Annotated in this window: 20 protein-coding genes; 11 read left to right on the top strand and 9 right to left on the bottom strand. The window is 33.7% G+C overall.

Translation table 11 applies throughout. The annotated features are described in order from the left end of the window. The first annotated feature begins 35 nt into the window (after positions 1-35). Together thiL and EG348_RS07225 are read left to right on the top strand one after the other, a co-directional pair. On the top strand, positions 36-1,100 hold the full coding sequence (gene thiL / locus EG348_RS07220; RefSeq protein ID WP_123982015.1) for a thiamine-phosphate kinase: 1,065 nt from the start codon (positions 36-38) through the stop codon (positions 1,098-1,100). A 78-nt stretch (positions 1,101-1,178) separates the two neighbouring features. Next, the gene (locus tag EG348_RS07225) at positions 1,179-1,856 is read left to right on the top strand and encodes a hypothetical protein (RefSeq protein ID WP_123982017.1); all 678 of its coding nucleotides are present in this window, start codon (positions 1,179-1,181) and stop codon (positions 1,854-1,856) included. A gap of 102 nt (positions 1,857-1,958) precedes the next feature. Here EG348_RS07225 and EG348_RS07230 read toward each other — a convergent pair whose 3' ends face one another. Next, a complete protein-coding gene (locus EG348_RS07230) occupies positions 1,959-2,588 on the bottom strand; it encodes a hypothetical protein (RefSeq protein WP_123982019.1) in 630 nt (209 codons plus the stop codon). Positions 2,589-2,775: 187 nt separating this feature from the next. On the opposite strand from EG348_RS07230, the gene EG348_RS07235 reads away from it, so the two are divergent. Beyond that, complete coding sequence (locus EG348_RS07235; protein WP_123982021.1) at positions 2,776-3,381, top strand: REP-associated tyrosine transposase; 606 nt, start codon at positions 2,776-2,778, stop codon at positions 3,379-3,381. A 214-nt stretch (positions 3,382-3,595) separates the two neighbouring features. Then, positions 3,596-3,958, top strand: a complete 363-nt coding sequence (locus EG348_RS07240; RefSeq protein ID WP_123982023.1) for a hypothetical protein — start codon at positions 3,596-3,598, stop codon at positions 3,956-3,958. 104 nt (positions 3,959-4,062) lie between these two features. Here EG348_RS07240 and EG348_RS07245 read toward each other — a convergent pair whose 3' ends face one another. From EG348_RS07245 to pepT, 3 genes are all read right to left on the bottom strand, one after another. Then, positions 4,063-4,317: a hypothetical protein gene (locus tag EG348_RS07245; RefSeq protein WP_123982025.1), complete on the bottom strand. Its 255-nt coding sequence runs from the start codon at positions 4,315-4,317 to the stop codon at positions 4,063-4,065. 261 nt (positions 4,318-4,578) lie between these two features. After that, positions 4,579-6,153 (bottom strand): DUF3472 domain-containing protein, encoded by a 1,575-nt coding sequence (locus EG348_RS07250; RefSeq protein ID WP_123982027.1) that lies wholly within the window; start codon positions 6,151-6,153, stop codon positions 4,579-4,581. Positions 6,154-6,417: 264 nt separating this feature from the next. Next, positions 6,418-7,665, bottom strand: a complete 1,248-nt coding sequence (gene pepT, locus EG348_RS07255) for a peptidase T (protein ID WP_123982029.1) — start codon at positions 7,663-7,665, stop codon at positions 6,418-6,420. Positions 7,666-7,851: 186 nt separating this feature from the next. On the opposite strand from pepT, the gene EG348_RS07260 reads away from it, so the two are divergent. Then, a complete protein-coding gene (locus tag EG348_RS07260; RefSeq protein WP_123982031.1) occupies positions 7,852-8,700 on the top strand; it encodes a hydroxymethylglutaryl-CoA lyase in 849 nt (282 codons plus the stop codon). Positions 8,701-8,854: 154 nt separating this feature from the next. Then, complete coding sequence (locus EG348_RS07265; protein ID WP_123982033.1) at positions 8,855-9,691, top strand: sulfurtransferase; 837 nt, start codon at positions 8,855-8,857, stop codon at positions 9,689-9,691. A gap of 178 nt (positions 9,692-9,869) precedes the next feature. Here the strand turns inward: EG348_RS07265 and EG348_RS07270 are convergent, their stop codons facing one another. From EG348_RS07270 to EG348_RS07285, 4 genes are read right to left on the bottom strand one after another with little or no spacing between them, the layout of a single operon-like run. Further along, on the bottom strand, positions 9,870-10,196 hold the full coding sequence (locus EG348_RS07270; protein ID WP_123982035.1) for an SUF system Fe-S cluster assembly protein: 327 nt from the start codon (positions 10,194-10,196) through the stop codon (positions 9,870-9,872). 3 nt (positions 10,197-10,199) lie between these two features. Further along, positions 10,200-10,904 (bottom strand): 3'-5' exonuclease, encoded by a 705-nt coding sequence (locus tag EG348_RS07275; RefSeq protein ID WP_123982037.1) that lies wholly within the window; start codon positions 10,902-10,904, stop codon positions 10,200-10,202. Positions 10,905-10,918: 14 nt separating this feature from the next. After that, positions 10,919-11,266, bottom strand: a complete 348-nt coding sequence (locus EG348_RS07280; protein ID WP_123982039.1) for a tRNA-binding protein — start codon at positions 11,264-11,266, stop codon at positions 10,919-10,921. Beyond that, positions 11,263-11,772 (bottom strand): hypothetical protein, encoded by a 510-nt coding sequence (locus EG348_RS07285; RefSeq protein WP_123982041.1) that lies wholly within the window; start codon positions 11,770-11,772, stop codon positions 11,263-11,265. The genes EG348_RS07280 and EG348_RS07285 overlap by 4 nt, the downstream gene beginning before the upstream one ends. Positions 11,773-11,974: 202 nt before the next feature. On the opposite strand from EG348_RS07285, the gene EG348_RS07290 reads away from it, so the two are divergent. From EG348_RS07290 to EG348_RS07310, 5 genes are all read left to right on the top strand, one after another. Beyond that, positions 11,975-12,556 (top strand): DUF4840 domain-containing protein, encoded by a 582-nt coding sequence (locus EG348_RS07290; RefSeq protein WP_123985034.1) that lies wholly within the window; start codon positions 11,975-11,977, stop codon positions 12,554-12,556. 103 nt (positions 12,557-12,659) lie between these two features. Further along, positions 12,660-13,223 (top strand): RNA polymerase sigma factor, encoded by a 564-nt coding sequence (locus tag EG348_RS07295; RefSeq protein WP_123982043.1) that lies wholly within the window; start codon positions 12,660-12,662, stop codon positions 13,221-13,223. Next, positions 13,216-14,610, top strand: a complete 1,395-nt coding sequence (locus tag EG348_RS07300) for an outer membrane beta-barrel protein (protein WP_123982045.1) — start codon at positions 13,216-13,218, stop codon at positions 14,608-14,610. Before EG348_RS07295 ends, EG348_RS07300 begins: the two co-directional genes overlap by 8 nt. A gap of 144 nt (positions 14,611-14,754) precedes the next feature. Next, positions 14,755-15,723, top strand: coding sequence for a T9SS type A sorting domain-containing protein (locus EG348_RS07305; RefSeq protein ID WP_123982047.1), 969 nt, complete (start codon positions 14,755-14,757; stop codon positions 15,721-15,723). 168 nt (positions 15,724-15,891) lie between these two features. Next, positions 15,892-17,427 carry a YifB family Mg chelatase-like AAA ATPase gene (locus tag EG348_RS07310; RefSeq protein ID WP_123982049.1) on the top strand — a complete coding sequence of 512 codons (1,536 nt, stop codon included), beginning with the start codon at positions 15,892-15,894 and terminating at the stop codon, positions 17,425-17,427. A 94-nt stretch (positions 17,428-17,521) separates the two neighbouring features. Here the strand turns inward: EG348_RS07310 and EG348_RS07315 are convergent, their stop codons facing one another. Next, entirely contained in the window at positions 17,522-18,739 is a 1,218-nt protein-coding gene (locus EG348_RS07315; protein ID WP_123982051.1) for a spondin domain-containing protein, read from the bottom strand. Between the last annotated feature and the right edge of the window lie 12 nt (positions 18,740-18,751).

An 18,751-nucleotide genomic window follows, 5' to 3' on the forward strand; every position in this document is an offset into this window, starting at 1 on the left:
TTATTATTTATTAATCATCACTTATAAATTAAAATATGTTTGAAGATAAAGAACCAGAATTAACGCCGATCTCTAAATTAGGAGAATTTGGCTTGATTAAGCATTTAACAGAACATTTTCCTTTGTCCAACGAGTCTTCGGAGATTGGAGTGGGAGATGATGCGGCAGTGATTAATCCTGGAAATAAAAAAGTTGTTCTTACAACGGATGTTTTGGCAGAAGGAGTGCATTTCAATTTAGGATATGTTCCATTAAAACATTTAGGATATAAAGCAGTTGTTGTGAATCTAAGTGATGTTGCAGCAATGAACGCTACTCCGACACAGATTTTGGTTTCTTTGGCGGTTTCAAACCGTTTTCCTGTGGAAGCTTTGGAGGAAATTTATTCTGGAATTCAGGCTGCTTGTACTCGATATAAAGTAGATTTGATCGGTGGAGATACAACAAGCTCAAATGCAGGTTTGGTCATGAGTATTACTGCTGTCGGAATTGAAGATGAGGAGAATATTATAAAAAGAAGCACTGCAAAACCAAATGACCTTCTTGTTGTAAGTGGTGATTTGGGTGGCGCTTATATGGGACTTCAGATCTTAGAAAGAGAACATGCTGTGTATCTTGCTAATCCGAATATGCAGCCTGAAATGGAAGGATTTGATTATATTCTGGAAAGACAATTGAAACCTGAAGCAAGAACAGACGTTAAAGGTATTTTAGAAGGACTGGATATCAAACCAACTTCTATGATTGATATTTCTGACGGTTTAGCTTCTGAGATCTTACATCTTTCAGACCAGTCAAAAGTTGGTTTCAGATTGTATGAAGAGAAAATTCCTATGGATAATTTGACGATCACTACGGCTGATGAATTTAATTTAAATCCAGTAATGGCAGCTTTAAGTGGCGGTGAGGATTATGAATTATTATTCACCATTTCACCAAACGATTTTGAAAAAATGAAAAATCACCCAGATTTTACGATCATCGGGCATGCTGTTGATAAAGAGGAAGGCAATTTCATGGTAGCAAGAGGTTCTAATCAATTGGTTTCTCTTACTGCACAGGGCTGGGATGCTTTTTTAGGAAATAATCAAAACGATTAAATTTTATTTAATTTTGAAATATTGTGAAACCACTGCTTTTGTAGTGGTTTTTTTGTTTAATTTAATTAGGTCTCTAATTTGCAGAGAAAAGAAAAACATAAAATGAGATTCTATAAAGACACAAATGATTATTATCTGAGAAAAATTCTCGATGATATTGAGTTATCAAAATTTACAACTTCATGGGTTTTCTACGAATGGGAGAATGGTATAAATGTGAGAGATTTTTTTAAGAATGAAAAAGTCTATTCTTTTTTATGGGAATATTCAAATGATATTTTTCTAAAAAAAATTGATGACTGGAAGAGGGCGTTTAGAAGAAATAAAATTGAAATTCCTGAAGATATCAACTCATATCAAAAGGATTATTATTTATCTCCTGAAAGAAAAGTATATTTAGATATACTGGAAGCTGACTTTATTACAACAGGAAAGATATTTGAAAACTTCACAGGGCATAATCATACAGAACGCCTTGCTCAAATTGTTGTTAAAAATAATGTGCGGTTTTCGGATTTAAACTTGAATTTTCTTGAAAATATTGATTCTTTTGCTAGATTTGAAGAATATCTCAAAATTTTAAATTTAGACTCAATTCATGCAATTATATTAAACGGATATCATCATGGAGGAGAGTTAATAAAAATTTTTGTACATAAAAAAGAAGTAAAAATTATCCCGAATGAGGATGTTTTATCGTGGAATATTTTTGAAAATACTTTTGTATCTAGACCTTTTAATTGGAAAGTTGAATAATCTATTTAAAATATTATTAATAACCATTTCATTGTGCAACTTTATTTTCAAAGTTTTTCTTTCCGATAAAATCTTAACATTGAAAATTAGAAAAATACATCTTTATATTAAGCCATTTTCACGTAGTAATTTTTCAATTTCAGCACTATTTCTGAAAATAAGACTTCCATTCTTATCTCTTTTAGCTTGAAATCCGTAAGTGCAACGACATCCGTATTTATTACTACAATTTTTGTGAGGTAATCTAGGAGTTTTAACAAGAAAATTGTAGTCGAATATTTTTCCATTATCTGAATTACACTCTTGACAGCAATTTTTCCCCCCAATAATAATAACTTCCCCTTCAATACCATCAACTTTTAAGCTTAATAATTTATGCTTTGACGATAACTCTCTCAAATGAATTGAATTTATGCTGTCTTTATTTTTTAAAGAAAATGTTGACATAAAATAATAAATCATACTTAATGTTTGATTATTATTGGAGTTTTGAGCTATTAAATGATTATAAGCAGACCATATAAAGTCTTTTAGTTTTTCTATTTCATTATCCTTAATCTTTTCCTTGTTAAACTTAGCTATTAAAATTGCTTCATTAAAACCAAGATTTTTTAAATCATTAAACGAATTGTTCTTTAGGTTATGAAATTTTCGACTTATCTTATTATCAATTAGGTTTTTATTTTCTATTTTATCATTTGAAAATATATTTTTGAGAAATTTAGAAATCATAATTATTATTTTTTCAAATTTAAGGACTAAAAGTTACTGCATTATAATTAGATATAAAAAATTAATCCCCGCTGCGCAAAGTCTGTGACTTTGAGCCAGATTAATTAAAAATAACCGCTACAATTTAGTAGCGGTTTTTACATAAAAAAGAAAATTAATTTTACATTTATACTATAAAAACAAAAAGGTGAAAGAAGGATATATTATAAGAGATCAGGAGAGACCGCATTTCATAACCTGTACAGTTGTGGATTGGGTTGATGTTTTCACAAGAAAAGTTTATAGAGATGTAATAATTGAGTCTTTAGAATATTGTAAAAAACATAAAGGTCTTGTACTGTACGGCTACGTCATAATGAGTAATCATATTCATTTAATTATACAATCGAAAGAAGGTAAGTTATCAGATTTAATCAGAGATTTTAAAAAGTTTACATCAAAGAATATTTTAGAGAAGATACAAATAGAACCCGAAAGTAGGCGAGAATGGATGCTGGAAAGATTTTCCAAAGCAACAGAAAGCCATACTAGAAATAAAACGTATCAATTTTGGCAGTACGGAAATCATGCAGAGGAAATATATACATTACATTTTTTATGGGATAAGCTTAATTATATTCATCTAAATCCTATAAGGGCGGGTTTAGTTGATAAGGCGTATAATTATCTATACTCGTCAGCAAGTAATTATGTTCTGGGAAATGGATTATTGGATGTAGAATTAGCAGATAATCCTGTGATTGATGTAACTAAGAAAAATGAGTTTTGGAAATATAATAATTATAATGAATAGAGCTCAAAGTCACGGACTTTGCGCAGCGGCTTAATAAAAAAACCGCTACAATTTAGTAGCGGTTTTTTACATAAAAAAGAAAATTAATTTTACATTTATAATATAAAAAACAAAAAGGTGAAAGAAGCATATATTATAAGAGATCAGGTCAGGAAATATGGTCAGCTCAAAGTCACAGACTTTGCGCAGCGGGTTAAAATGAAAATTTGTCAATATGAATGGTATAGAGGAAAAAAGTAAGCCTAGAATCTCAAAAAAACAGTACATCCAATTTGCATTTGTAATGATTGGTATGATAAGTTTATTTATACTTTTCCTATACTTTATGGCAAATAATAGGCAAAAAGAAATACAAGAAATCAATAATGATTACTCAATAACTACTGGTGTTATAACAAAAATTAGCCTATATAAGGGGCATCACATCGATGTAAAATTTAAGGTAAATAATGAGTTGATAAAAGGATCTGATGGAATGCAAAAATCGACAAATAAAAATGTAGGAGATTCTATACAGATTAAATATTCAAATAAAAACCCAACTAATTTTATAACCGAATTAAATAATAGTTTTTGAGAAAGTCGATATTTGCTATCTAGCAATAAAAAAATCGCTGCACAAAGTCTATGACTTTGCGCCAAATCAAAAAAAAACCACTATGATTATAGTGGTTTTTATCATTAAAAAGGCTGTTCCGTACAACGATCATCTCCGGGAGGGCAATACGTTCCGCCACCACCGCCAGACCCACCGCCACCGCCTACGGCGACACATTGTCCGGGATTTCCGTCGTCATTCATTTCGCATGCTTTTCCGAAGGTACATTCGCAGTCTGTCCAGCAATAGGCAGAATCTCCGTTGCTATGACAGCCACCTCCACCACCTCCCAAAATGTTGGAAAGATCTTTTCTTAAAAGTTTTTTGATGTTTTTCATAATTAAAGTTTTGTATTTGGTTTAAAATATTTTGTAATATTTAAATATAAAGAAATTTAATTAATTCGATTTTTATAAATTATGTTGAAGAAAATTCGGAGCTTAAAATTTATAAAAAAGATTTAAAAGTAATATCAATGGGTTTCTGGCTATAGTAAGCTCAATTTTATAGATAAACAAACGCCCTCGTGAGATCATATTATTAAATCAATAAAGATCAATAAGGCTGCTTCAATTTTGAAACAGCCTTATTGATGTACTTTAATTTTTAGTAAATTTAAAGTTGCCTTTCATCTCATTGTTTTTACTAAACAGACAGAGTATGTAGTTTCCTTTTATCAATTGTCCAAGGGAAATTTCGCTTCCGTTAGTTTCTCCATTCATGATCATTCTTCCATCTGTACCAAATATTTTGTATTTATAGGTATTATCTTTTAAACCGCTTACTTTTATAAAGTTTGTTGCAGGATTAGGGGAAATTTGTATAGTGTTCGGGTTTTCAATATCAGATACAGATAAAGTCTGGCAACCTGGCAGATCTGCAGGGTTTATATCAGGACTTTGCGTAGGAGTGGCAGTAGTTAATATTGTATTTAAAGGAATTGTTTCATTGAAAAACCCGCCATTTTTTAAATAAAATTTATTGTTGATCGTCCCTCCGTAAGCATCTATTCTTTGATTGGCAGTATAAGTGGCATCAGCTGTAAATTTTGCCTGATTAATAGGCATCCATTGTCCCTGCTGTGTTTTTATCCACTGATTTCCATACTCTGCTCTTCTTCCCATATAACCGGAGTTGGGGGTGAAGTTTTCTACAAAGCTGTAAAATCCTTTTAAATAAGTGTCTGTGTAAGGTCTTTTCCAGCTTGCAATAATTTTCCATGTACCTGATTCGGGAGCAAAAAACCATGCTGTGTAATCTGTTTTTCCCGTTCCGTCCGGTTCTCCTTTTACTAGAAACTTGTAGGTAACTCCGGCTTGCCAATTGTATTGCAGATAGCTTTGTCCGCCAGAACCTTCGTTTCCGAATTGTCCCGTTATTACATTGGTTCCCTTACAATTTAAAGTTATTTTGTGATCTTCCGGAATATTGTTGGGATCATCTGTAGGAAATGGGCTCCAGACAGAGAATAAAATTCGTCTTTCTGTGCTGGAATTTACCTGCATTCCAAAATATCCTTGCTGAAAACCATTGGCCATAAAATAAGAACCAACTTTGTCTTCCCCTACAGGAACTGTTACTTCATTATAATAATAAGAAACATTATTTGTAGTAGGAATTACATATCCTAAATGACATGAAGGCCCTCTTCTTGCCCAATAATAATAACTGGTATCATTGCTGAAAATATTGGTCCCTGTAGTTGCAGAACCCGAAAAAATAAAATGAGAAGCATCTCCGAAATAACCTCCAGTTTTCGTGACACCTTGGAGATCTATTTTTACGTAACCAGGAGTTGAAACGGTGAAATCTCCCACAGGATATTCCGTATATGTTGATCCGGTCATGGTAATGGTCTGAGAAACACCATTTACTGTGATTTTTGCTGTACTGCTTCCTGAAGGAACACGTGCTTTCAGACTGAGGGTAAGAGTTCCCGCATTCGAAACTTTTAAATAGGTGCTGATTATGGTATTTGGATTAACCCAATTGGCTAATCCATTGGAAGTGATCACTTCTGGTGCACCTGCTGGTGAATAGGTTATAAATGCGTTTCCTGCTAAAGCAACCTCATTGGAAGGAGGATAGTGACTTAAATTCCTGCTGTAATTTGCTGAAAAAAGAAAGCCGAAAGAGAATACCATGAATGTGGTAAACAGTAATTTTATTTTCATTTTTTTTATTTTTTATAAAGATAAAAAATGTTTTTTTTGTTGAAAAATAGGATTTCGTAATTATTTTTTAATAATTATGTATTTAAATGTAATATTTATTGAGGAAAATAAATTTTTGTTGAAAAAAATAAAATAAATCAGTTTGTAGTGAAAATTTTATTTTAAATATTTTTTTTCATAAACTGAAGAAAACTTTAAGAGCTTAGCAAAAAAAAATCAGGCGCAGATTACTGCGCCTGATCTTATATCTTTAATCAATATTGATTATTTTTTTACAATATTAATAATAACCTCCATTGCTTTCTCCATACTTTCCAAAGCAACGTACTCGTAAGGTCCATGGAAGTTCATTCCACCTGCAAAAATATTCGGACAAGGAAGTCCCATGTAAGATAGCTGAGCTCCGTCTGTTCCGCCTCTGATTGCTTTGATCTTAGGTTCAATGTTCGCTTCTTTCATCGCTTTTGCAGCAAGATCGATGATGTGCATCTTTCCTTCAAACTGCTGCTTCATGTTACGGTATTGTTCCTTGATCTCCACTTCAGCGGTTCCTTCTCCATGTTTTTGGTTGAATTCAGCAACTTTTTCCTCCATGAATTTCTTTCTCGCTTCATATTTTTCTTCATCATGATCACGGATGATGTATTGAAGTTTAGCTTCAGAAATATCAGCGGTAATATCCATTAAATGATAAAAACCGTCAAAACCTTTCGTCGTTGCCGGAGTTTCATTTGCCGGAAGTAATTGAATAAATTCAGCTGCTAAAAGACCAGCATTCACCATTTTTCCGAAAGCATAGCCTGGGTGTACACTCAATCCATGGATTTTCACCACAGCGCCAGCAGCGTTGAAGTTTTCATATTCTAATTCCCCAACTTCACTTCCGTCCATTGTATAAGCAAATTCTGCCCCGAATTTTGCAACATCAAATTTATGTGCCCCTCTTCCGATTTCTTCATCAGGAGTAAATCCTACAGCAACTCTTCCGTGCTTGATTTCCGGATGCGCGATCAGATATTCCGCAGCCGTTACAATTTCTGCACAACCTGCTTTGTCATCAGCTCCCAAAAGAGTATTTCCGTCAGTTGTAATTAAAGTCTGACCGGTATATTGTTTTAAGCTTTCGAATTTTGAAGGAGATAAAGTGAATCCTGTTGTCTGGTTTAAAACTAAATCATTTCCATCGTAATTTTCCCAAACCTGAGGTTTTACATTTTCACCACTGAAATCTGGTGAAGTATCATAATGTGAAATAAATCCAATCGTTGGCCTGTCATCATTTTCAAGGTTAGATGGGACGTAGCCCATAATATAACCGTTATCATCAATCGAAACATTTTCTAAACCTATAGTTTTAAGTTCCTCAACAATATATCTTGCGATGTCCCACTGCCTTTCTGTAGAAGGTGTTGTTTCACTTTCTGCATCGCTCGTTGAGTATATTTTTACATAATTAAGAAAACGGTTCAGTAACTTTTCTTTCCACAATTGGTTGAATTCTATTGTACTCATTAGATATCATAAATTTTAACAAAGTTAGCAAATTTGATGCTCAGAATAAGTTATTTGCAGCCGAATATATGTTATTGAAATTTTAAATCACCTATAAAAGGTTGAAAATCAAAATAATGTTAGCTTTGTGCTAATCTAATATAAACTTGTTTAGTTTTATTATATTTGAGAAAATCAAAAGTACCAATGTTTCTAACTGAATGTCCGAGAGATGCAATGCAGGGTTGGGGAGAATTTATCCCTACTGACAAAAAAATAGACTATATCAACTCCTTGATGGAAGTTGGGTATGATATACTGGATTGTCTGAGTTTTGTTTCTCCAAAAGCAATTCCTCAGCTTGCTGATTCTGATGAGGTTGCCGAAAATATCGACAAATCTTTATCCAACACAAAAGTTTCTGCGATCATCGGAAATTACAGAGGTGCCGAGAAAGCATTGAAGCATCAATCTGTTGATATTCTGGGTTTCCCGTTCTCTATTTCCGAAACTTTTCAGCATAGAAATACGAATAAAAGTCAGGAAGAAGCTTTTAATGAAATTATTAAAATGCTTGAACTGACGAAAAGCGAAAATAGAGAATTAAACATCTATTTTTCAATGGCTTTCGGAAATCCGTACGGCGAAATGTGGAAATGGGAAGATGTAGATTTCTGGGCACAAAGGTTTTCGGAAATTGGAATTAAAAACATCTTACTTTCTGATACAACGGGAGTTGCAACGCCAGAAACGATCTCTCTTTTATTCGAAAAAATACCTTCAAAATATCCTGAAATCAATTTCGGAGGACATTTTCATAACCGATATGAAGATTCTTATTCGAAACTAAAAGCAGCTTACGATAAAGGCTGTAGAAGATTCGACAGTGCGATTAAAGGAATCGGCGGTTGCCCGATGGCAAAAGATGATCTGGTAGGAAATATGCCTACAGAACAGGTGATCAATTTTATGAGCGTTGAAAAAATAGATCACAAATTAAATTTATTAAACTTCGAAAGTTCTTATAACAGAGCGAAGGATATTTTTCATTTTTGAGACATTGTCTCTTTTATTATGAGCGATTTCAGCCTGAGCTTGTCGAAGAATAATAAAATAAATATCAATAGGAGCGGGTTTTAACCCGCTTTACTATATTTAAAATCAAACGGCTTTAGCCAAAACTTAAAAATTAACTCCAAAATCAACAAAAATGTCACCAATAATCTCACCATCCGAATTTAAAAATCTTCCAACAGCAAATCTCATCATTCTTGATGCAAGAGCAGGAAAAGATATATATCAAAACTATCTTGAAAAGCACATTAAAGGAGCAAGATTCATCGATTTAGATAAAGATTTAGCCGAGATTGGAGAAGATGCAGCTTTTGGTGGAAGACATCCTCTTCCGGATATTGAAAAATTTGCAGAAACATTGTCAAATCTTGGAATTTCAGAAGATTCTCATGTTGTTATTTATGATGATAAAAACGGAGCGAATGCGGCGGCAAGAGCTTGGTGGATGTTAAGATCTTTTGGATTAAAAAATGTTCAGGTTTTAGATGGAGGTTTTCAAACTGCTGAAATAAATGAAGTAGACTTTTCATCAGGTAAAGAAACTTTTGAAAAATCAGATGTAATTAAAAAAGATAGTTGGCTTCTTCCAACTTCAACGTTAGAAAGTGTTGAAAATGAATTGACAAACGATTCTTCAACAGTAATTGATGTAAGAGATGCTTACCGATATAATGGTGAATCTGAGCCTATTGATTTGGTTGCGGGACACATTCCCGGCGCAATCAATATTCCCTTTTCTGAAAATCTTGACGAAAATGGAAACTTCTTAAAACCAGACATTTTAAAAGAAAAATATTCAAAATTATTAGAAAATAAACCTAGTAATTTAATCATTCATTGTGGATCTGGAGTTACAGCATGTCATACGATTTTAGCTTTAGAATATGCTGGTTTTCAAATGTCTAACTTGTATGTTGGCTCATGGAGTGAATGGAGCAGAAGAGAAGGGAAAGAAATTGCTAGAGAGGTTTAATATTAATAAAGTAATCGTCCTATTTGTATTTGTCATTCTGTGACGAAGGCAAAATCTCAGCGTTAGTTTAGAGAGATTCTTCACTCCACTTTGTTGCGTTCAGAATGACAGTGAAGATTATAAAAACAAAATAAAAGGCTGCCAAAAATGACAGCCTAATTTATTTTAATTCAAGAATTTAAAGCATTCCTAATTCAAACTTCGCTTCTTCGCTCATCATATCCTTGTTCCAGCTAGGCTCAAAAGTAAGCTCTAAATCTACACTTTTCACATTTTCTACTTCCGCAACCTTGTCTTTAACCTCCTGTGGAAGCGTTTCTGCAACCGGACAGTTGGGAGTAGTAAGGGTCATGATAATTTTTACATCGCCATCCTCAGAGATCTGAACATCATAAATAAGCCCCAATTCATAAATATCCACCGGAATTTCCGGGTCATAAACGGTTTTTAATACTCCAATGATTTCTTCTCCTATATCGGCAATTTGATCGTCTGTAAATTTCATTTTTTAATCTAGATTGATATTCCTTTTCAACAAATCTTCCTGACGCATTCGTCGGAAAACATTTGCCAAAGTTAAGACATCTTTTTCACAATAGTCGACTATTCTTTGCAAGTCTTTTTCTATGTAATAGATTGATGAAACCATTGAACCGTCGATATCATCTTTCGGAGTCGGAATTCCGAAAACATGGGCAAGTAATTCTAAAGAAATGAAGCTTTTATAGTCTCCGAACTTCCATAATTCCATCGTGTCTATATGGGGGATTTCCCAAGGTTTTTTCCCAAACATCTGAAAAGGATTGGGCGGTTGCATTCCGTTAATCAGAAAGCGTCTTGCGATCCACGGGAAGTCAAATTCCTTTCCGTTGTGGGCACAAAGGATCACGTCACGAAGCCTTGGACTGTTGAATATTTCACCAAATTCTATCAACATTTTCTTTTCATCATCATTTGCGAAACTTTTGATCTTTAACGTGTCATTTTTTTCGATCATTCCGATGGTGATGCAGATTATTTTTCCGAATTCGGCCATAATTCCGGCTCTTTCAGGATAAAATTCTTCTGCTGTAGCTTCATCTTTCCTCTGAAATTTTGTTTTTTTATCCCAAAGTTTTTGTTCTGTTTCGGGAAGCTCTTCCCAAGAACCTGTTCCCGTAACGGTCTCAATATCAAGGAATAAAACTCTGTCTAATGGAATATTTTGTATCATGTATTTTTATTATTTTAACCAACCTGCAATCCGTTTTTTGTCGGAAGAGAAGGTGATAAAAGTGTAATGTCTTTTGAATCTTCGCCATAAACTCCTAAAACCAGACATTCGCTGAAAAAGTTGGCAATTTGTTTCTTTGGAAAATTAACGACAGCTAAAATTTGCTGTCCGATTAAATCTTCTTTCTGATAAAGAGAGGTTATTTGGGCTGCAGATTTTTTTATACCTAAATCTCCAAAATCAATTTCTAATTGATAGGATGGATTTCTAGCTTTTTCAAAATCGGTTACTGAAATTATCGTTCCCGTTCTGATATCTAATTTTTCAAAATCTTGCCAAGAGATTTCGGGTTTTATTGTCATGATAATGAGTTGATTAATTGTTCTACTTCTGTTTTCTGTTCTGCATATTTGTGTTGTAGCTCGGAGCCTTCGCCCATTCTTCTGTAATATTCCAGCGCTTTATTTCCGAAAAATTTTCTGTGAAAATCTGAAACATCAGGGATTTGAGGGAAAACTTTATGAAAAAGCATTTCATAATACGCCTGAAATTCTCTTTCATTTTTATCTTCAACTACATTTCCTGGTGCTTTTTGTCTTACATGAAGCATTTCGTGAGCAATCATATTAAGAACGAGATTCAAATCAAAATCAAAAATATTCTTGGGAATCATTACCATTTGAGGATGTCCCAATTCTCCTTCAGCTGTTAAAAGCATTGAATTTGGGGAAAGTTCTTGCCTAAAGCCAAATCCTGCAAAATTTTCATGTTCTAATTTAAATGAGCTGATTAAATATTTCGCAGCATCTAAAATTTGATCATGCTCTTTATAGGCATTGAGATGTAAATTGATTTGTTCGAAATTCATTCAAATATATGTTTTAACAAATGTATTAAAATATTAAAAACTTAAAAATTATTTTTCGAAGCATAAATTTTTTCTTTTTAAAATCAATTAGTTATGATTTTTTTTAATGTTTATTTCAAAATGAATGCAAGATTCCTTCAAAAACGGATTTATATAAGTGAGTACTCAAAGTAAATAATGTATAATGAAAATAATTAAAGTAATGAAGAAATTAACAGTACTTAAGGCTTTTATGGTCGTTTTGGTTGCGTTTGCAGCGATGTCTTTAACATCTTGTAATAATGATAGTTATAACCCTGTTCCGGTGAAGCTTGAAGATGTCAATGGCAACTATAAGGCAAAACTTTTTATACAGCAGGGAAATAAAGGACCTGTTGTGGAGAAAATTATCAACTTTTCAGCAAAGGATACGATAGTTACTTTTAAAGATTTCCCAATCAGAGAAATTGTAAAATCTGTAGTAAAAGATCCTGTGAAAACAGATACGGCATTAGCTAAAATCGGAAAATTTGAATATAAACTTAATTATACTTCAAAAATTAATACAGAACAGAATATTGTTGAGTTGACCTTTGCTCCCAAGAAGCTGAATATCCAAATTCCTGTAGACGGAGTAACTAAGAATGCTGTAGTAACAGTTGTTGCTAAACAAAAAGGTTTTTTTGTGGGACAAGATTGGTCTTTGAGATTCGGCTTGGTAGCAGAAAAAATAATAGTTGATGGTGTAGAATTAGCCCCCTTTGAAACCATTAAATATGATATTCCGTATTCTATAAAAAACTAAGAGACGGATATCATGCATGATAGGTTGTGCTTTGTAAAAAGGCAGCCTATTTTTGCATTAGAATTAAATTAATCATAAAATCAGGATGTTATTGTAAAAATACATGGAAGAAAGTAAGGAGCAGATTTTGATAAAACGCCTTCATTTGAAGGAAGAAACTGCCTGGAAGGAGCTTTTCGAAGCTTATTCCGGAAACCTTACCTATGTATGTTCACGATACATTATCGGGCAGGAAGATGTGCATGATGTTTTGCAGAACAGTTTTATAAAAATGTTTCGTTCGATAGATTCATTTGAATACAGAGGAAATGGTTCTTTAAGAGCCTGGATTACCAGAATTGTGGTGACGGAATCTTTAAAATATCTTAAGCAAAATCCTGATTTTAAACTCGTTGAAGATGAATTTGAAATACCGGATGTTCCGGAAGAAGAACCCGATCTTCAGGAAATATCCCAAACAACGATCATGAAAATGATACGAACTCTTCCCGATGGTTACAGAACCGTTTTTAACCTTTTTGTGTTTGAGGAAAAGAGTCATAAAGAAATTGCCGGGATTTTGGGAATTGCTGAAAATTCTTCGGCATCGCAATTTCATAGAGCTAAAGCGATGCTTGGTCATAAAATAAAAGAATATAAAATGTCAAAAACAGCGCAATATGAGTAATCAGTGGTTGAATGATATGCGCAGAAAAATGGAAGATCATACAGATGATGTTCCGGAAGGATTGTGGGACAATATTAAAGATGATCTGTTCTCTGAAGATGATAAAATAGCAGGATTTCCTATCATTGGAAATGATTTGAAGGCGGAAAATAAAAATACATCTACGTTTAGATCTAAAAAATTAATATACCGGATCAGTGCTGTTGCGGCTGTGATTGCAATGTTTTTTATTGGTGGAAAAATATTCGATTTTTATAATAATGAAAAGGAAGATTTACCAAAAATTACTAATTCTAAGAATGGAAATAAAGCAGAATCAACAGATCGCTTGTCTGAAAATCAAAATCTATCGATTAAAAATCAAAATTTAAATAATTCTGATTTATTTAGAGGAAATTCAAGTTCAAATATCATCACTTCAAATAAAAATTCATCAAAAAATAGTCTTAATGAGATTCTGAATACACATAATGAAATTTTTAAAAATGGAATTAATCATTCTGGAAATCAAAATATAAATACGATAACAGATATAATTGATCATAACAATAAAATTGCACAACAAGAAAATGTAATTATTGGTAATAATCAGTCAATCAATGATATAAAAGAACCGTTTTCACAGGAAGAAAAAGAGTATAAAGATAAATTTGAATCAATTCAAAAAGAAAAAATAGCAAAAAAACAATCCAAAAAACCTTGGATGCTGAGTTTGCTCACAGGAAATACTTCAGGAAGTTCATCAGAACAATTTCCGGGATATGCTACCTTAAGCGGAAGCCCGATGAATGTTGATGATCTTTTTTATGCAAGCTCAGAAGGAAATCCTTTTGTACAGGTGCTTTTAGCGAATCAAAATAAAGAAGTGGAAGCAAGAATAAGACATAAAGTTCCCGTTACTTTAGGTGTTTCAATGTATTATAGTTTAGGGAAAAAATGGGGAATCGGAACGGGAATTAATTATACCAAATTATCATCCGAACTTCGTTCTGGGAGTGATGCTAATTTAATAAAAAGCGATCAGTCGGTTCATTATATCGGTGTTCCTGTGCAGGTAAATTATAACGTGATTAAGAAAGGAGCATTTACAGGATACGTCACTGCCGGAGCCATTGTTGAAAAGGCGGTTGCCGGAGGTGTCACCACAAAGTACATTGTAAATAATGAAGTAAAAGAAGAAAATAAAGAAGGATTGGAGGCAAAACCGGTTCAGTTTTCTGTTAACAGCGGAGTAGGATTACAGGTAAAAGTTGTCAATAAAATAGGGATTTATGCAGAGCCGGGTATCGGCTATCATTTCAAAGATGACAGTTCACTCAATACAATATATAAAGAAAAACCATTAAATTTTAATGTAAAGTTCGGGATTAGATTGTTGATCGACTGATAATTAATTCACACATCAAAAACAATATCTAAAAATAAATCAGGCTTATTAATTAATACGCTCTATGGTATTGATATGCCGGAATCTTAACCAAAATTAAAACTGATAAAATATTAAAAATCAATTCACTAAATAAATATTAACATGAAGACAAAATTAATTTTTTTAGCATTTTGCCTATTCCTGAGCATTGTAAAATTACAGGCTCAATGCACACCTACAATCACAAGCCCGAGACTTGGGACAATGTTTCAGAACAGCGTCGTTTTTTGTCATGCAGAAACTGAAACGCTTTCTACAACACAAACTTACGGAAGTTATCAATGGTACAAACAGCAGTGGGACTGGCAGTCTCCAAATCCAAATCCGTGGGTTGCCATATCGGGAGCGACATCACAGACATTGACGATCAATGGTACAGATGACATGCTTTATTATTTTAAAGTTGAAGTTACAGACGGAGACTGTATAGCAGAGAGTCCCGCGATTCTTGCAGATGGATATGCTTATGGGCTTCCATTCATGATGGTAGATCTTACGCCCGGAACTTACGAAGAAGTACAGCCCGGAGAATACAATGTTTGCCAGGGAGCAACCGTACAGCTTAATAACGGATTCCCAGTGGTATACGGAAATCACACTTGGTTTAAATGTCTTCCAAGCAATAATCCTCCTTCACCCACAGATCCTTGTATCATCGCCGGAGCAACGGGAGATTCTTATGTTGCAAGTGCTTCCGGAGAATACGGATTTTATGCCTGTACAGAATATTGCCCTAGCCAATGTGAAATGTTGAGTGATATAGCATTTATTAAACTTAATTTCGGAAACTGGAGCTTTTGTACTTTAGGAACAGGTGAAACCAAACCAAAAGAAAATATTTTAAAATTATACCCAAATCCGACAACACAGTTCTTATACATCGGAAAGGAGTCTGATAAAACATATAATAATGTTTCTATTGTTGATATGTCCGGAAAACTTGTTTTACAGAAAAAAAGCCATCAGTATAATGAAGCGATCGATGTAAGTAGTTTTGTTCCGGGGACTTATATGATTGTTTCTAAAACGCTGGATGGAAAAGTATATAAAAATAAATTCATAAAGAAATAGAGTAAAGTAATAGTTAGTTTTTTAATAATTTATGTTAAGATCGGTACAGAATTCATCCCTGTGCCGATTTATTTTTTTTATATAATAACGATTAAAACTAAATACCATAAACTCAACAGTGAATTCTGTAAAATAAAATATTAATTATTTTTACGGCAAAACACAATCATGCTGATTAAAATATATGGAAGTGCAATTCACGGAGTTTCTGCTCAGACAATTACCATTGAAGTTAATGTTGATACAGGTGGAGTAGGTTATCATTTAGTAGGACTTGCAGACAATGCTATCAAAGAAAGTAGTTACCGGATTTCTGCTGCTTTAAAAAACGTTGGCTACAAAATTCCCGGTAAAAAAATCACCATCAATATGGCTCCAGCAGATCTTCGGAAAGAAGGTGCTGCATATGATTTGAGTATTGCCATCGGAATTTTAACAGCTTCGGATCAGATTTTAGCTGAAAATATTCAGGATTATATCATTATGGGTGAGCTTTCGTTGGATGGAAGTTTACAGCCGATCCGTGGCGTTCTTCCGATTGCTATTCAGGCGAGGGAAGAAGGTTTTAAAGGAATTATTTTACCTAAACAAAATACGCGAGAAGCTGCTATCGTCAATAATCTTGATGTATATGGTGTTGAAAATATCAAAGAAGTTATTGATTTTTTTAATGAAGGAAAACCTCTTGAAAAAGTAGTTTTAGACACCAGAAAAGAGTTTCAGGATAAAATTAATCTGTTTCCTTTTGATTTTTCTGAAGTTAAAGGTCAGGAAACCGCAAAACGAGCTATGGAAGTCGCTGCAGCAGGTGGACATAATATTATTCTGATCGGACCTCCCGGAAGTGGAAAAACAATGTTGGCTAAAAGAGTTCCAAGTATTTTGCCTCCTTTAACGTTGAAAGAAGCTTTGGAAACAACAAAGATCCATTCTGTAGCCGGAAAAATGGGAACTGAAACGTCTTTAATGACGGTTCGCCCTTTTAGATCACCTCATCATACGATCTCGGATGTTGCCTTAGTTGGTGGCGGAAGTTATCCTCAACCCGGAGAAATTTCTCTCGCTCATAACGGTGTTTTGTTTTTAGATGAAATGCCGGAATTTAAAAGAACCGTTCTTGAAGTGATGAGACAACCTTTGGAAGACCGTGAAGTTACCATTTCGAGAGCCCGATTTACAGTAAATTATCCGGCAAGTTTTATGTTGGTCGCCTCTATGAACCCAAGCCCGAGCGGATTTTTCCCTGATGATCCTAATAATACTTCATCTGTCTATGAAATGCAACGATATATGAATAAGCTTTCCGGACCGCTTTTGGATCGAATTGATATTCATATAGAAGTACAAAAAGTTGAATTTGAACAGCTTGCAGAAAAAAGAAAAGGAGAGAAAAGTGAAGACATCAGAAAGCGTGTTTTAATTGCCCGTGAGATTCAGGGCGAGCGATATAAAGACTTGGAAATTAGTTATAACGCTCAAATTGGACCAAAAGAAATTGAAAAATTTTGTGAACTTGATCAATCTTCTTTTAATCTCATAAAATTAGCCATGGAAAAACTCAATCTTTCCGCAAGAGCCTACGATAGAATTTTAAAAGTAGCAAGAACAATTGCTGATCTTGAAGAGTCTCAAAATATTTTATCTCATCATATTTCTGAAGCCATACAGTACAGAAGTTTGGATAGAGAGTTTTGGAATGTGTAGCTCTCATTAATTATTTTAAATTGATTTCTTACAAATAAAAAAATCCGAATAGTATGAGCTGTTCGGATTTTTTATGCAAAATTTTAAAGCAAAATTAATTAATAGTCACTTTCAAAACATTCTGAACACTCGGATTTGGAAATTGGTTTCCAACTTTAGAAATCACCACATTTTCAACTTGTGGAGTTCCTCCAAATAAAGCCTGATGATTTCCTGCTCCGGGATACTGATCAACACCTGTTCCAGAATCAAATAAAGTGGTTTTTGAAGTTACATCACCAATGGCGCTGGCGTCGATACTTTGTTCGTTGGCATAAAACCAGTCATTAGAAAAACCAAACATCGTTACATACGCGATCTTATCTCCCGGACTTGATTGAAACTTAGTCATAATCTTACTTCCGGGTGCAACTGGTGCATTTCCTGCAACATAGATTCCTTTTACATTAGGTGAAGATTTTAAACTGTTTTGAAGTTTGGTTACATTTCCCATCTGAGCAATTTCTTTTAATCCTTTTCCGTCATCTACTTTTCCCAGCTCATAAATTGGATTTTTGTCACCACTGTAAACAACAACCAGAGCAGGCGAAAGGCCTGTCATAATCCCTGTATTGGCATTTAGTTTTGTTACCATTTTGGTGATATTTCCCATTTGTGCAATGTCTGTGATTTCAGGATTTGACATAGCATTTGGGGTGAAAAATGGCGCTGGATTTAATAATTGTGAACCATTATAATTTGAAACTGCCCAAACTCCGGGTGAGAAAGGTGTTTCATTGGCAGTTCCGCCCGAAGTGTTTGTAATTGTTAGGGTAAATTCTGATGAAATATCATTATAAGAGAGATTCAATTGCATTAATTGTGATGCTGTTACATTCGGAACCAGTGCAATTGGTTTGTTTTCTGCTTGGCCGGAAATATTGTCTTTGGTACCGTTGTCCCATAATTGAACTTCTGATGAAACATCTCCTGTAATGGCATTTCCACTGGCATCAAATAATTTTATTCCTGGTTGCTTGGATGCGAAAAACCAATCTTTCGAAGCTCCATACATCGTTGTAAACATTAGAGATTGAGCTTTTCCTGCACTGAATTTGAATGATACAGATTGGCCTGGTGTGATAATGGGAGTTCCTGTTCCTTGAAAACTTCCACTTTGTACAAAATCTTTTGGTGTAACTACATTCTCAAAAGTGATGGTTTTTTCTGCTGAAAGCATTTCCATCGTATCATTGTTATCACAAGATGTAAGAGCAAATGTTGTCATGATTCCTGTTGCTAATAAAGCAATTTTAAAGATGTTCTTTTTCATAATAATTTTTTA

Source organism: Chryseobacterium sp. G0201, assembly GCF_003815655.1.
GTDB lineage: Bacteria > Bacteroidota > Bacteroidia > Flavobacteriales > Weeksellaceae > Chryseobacterium.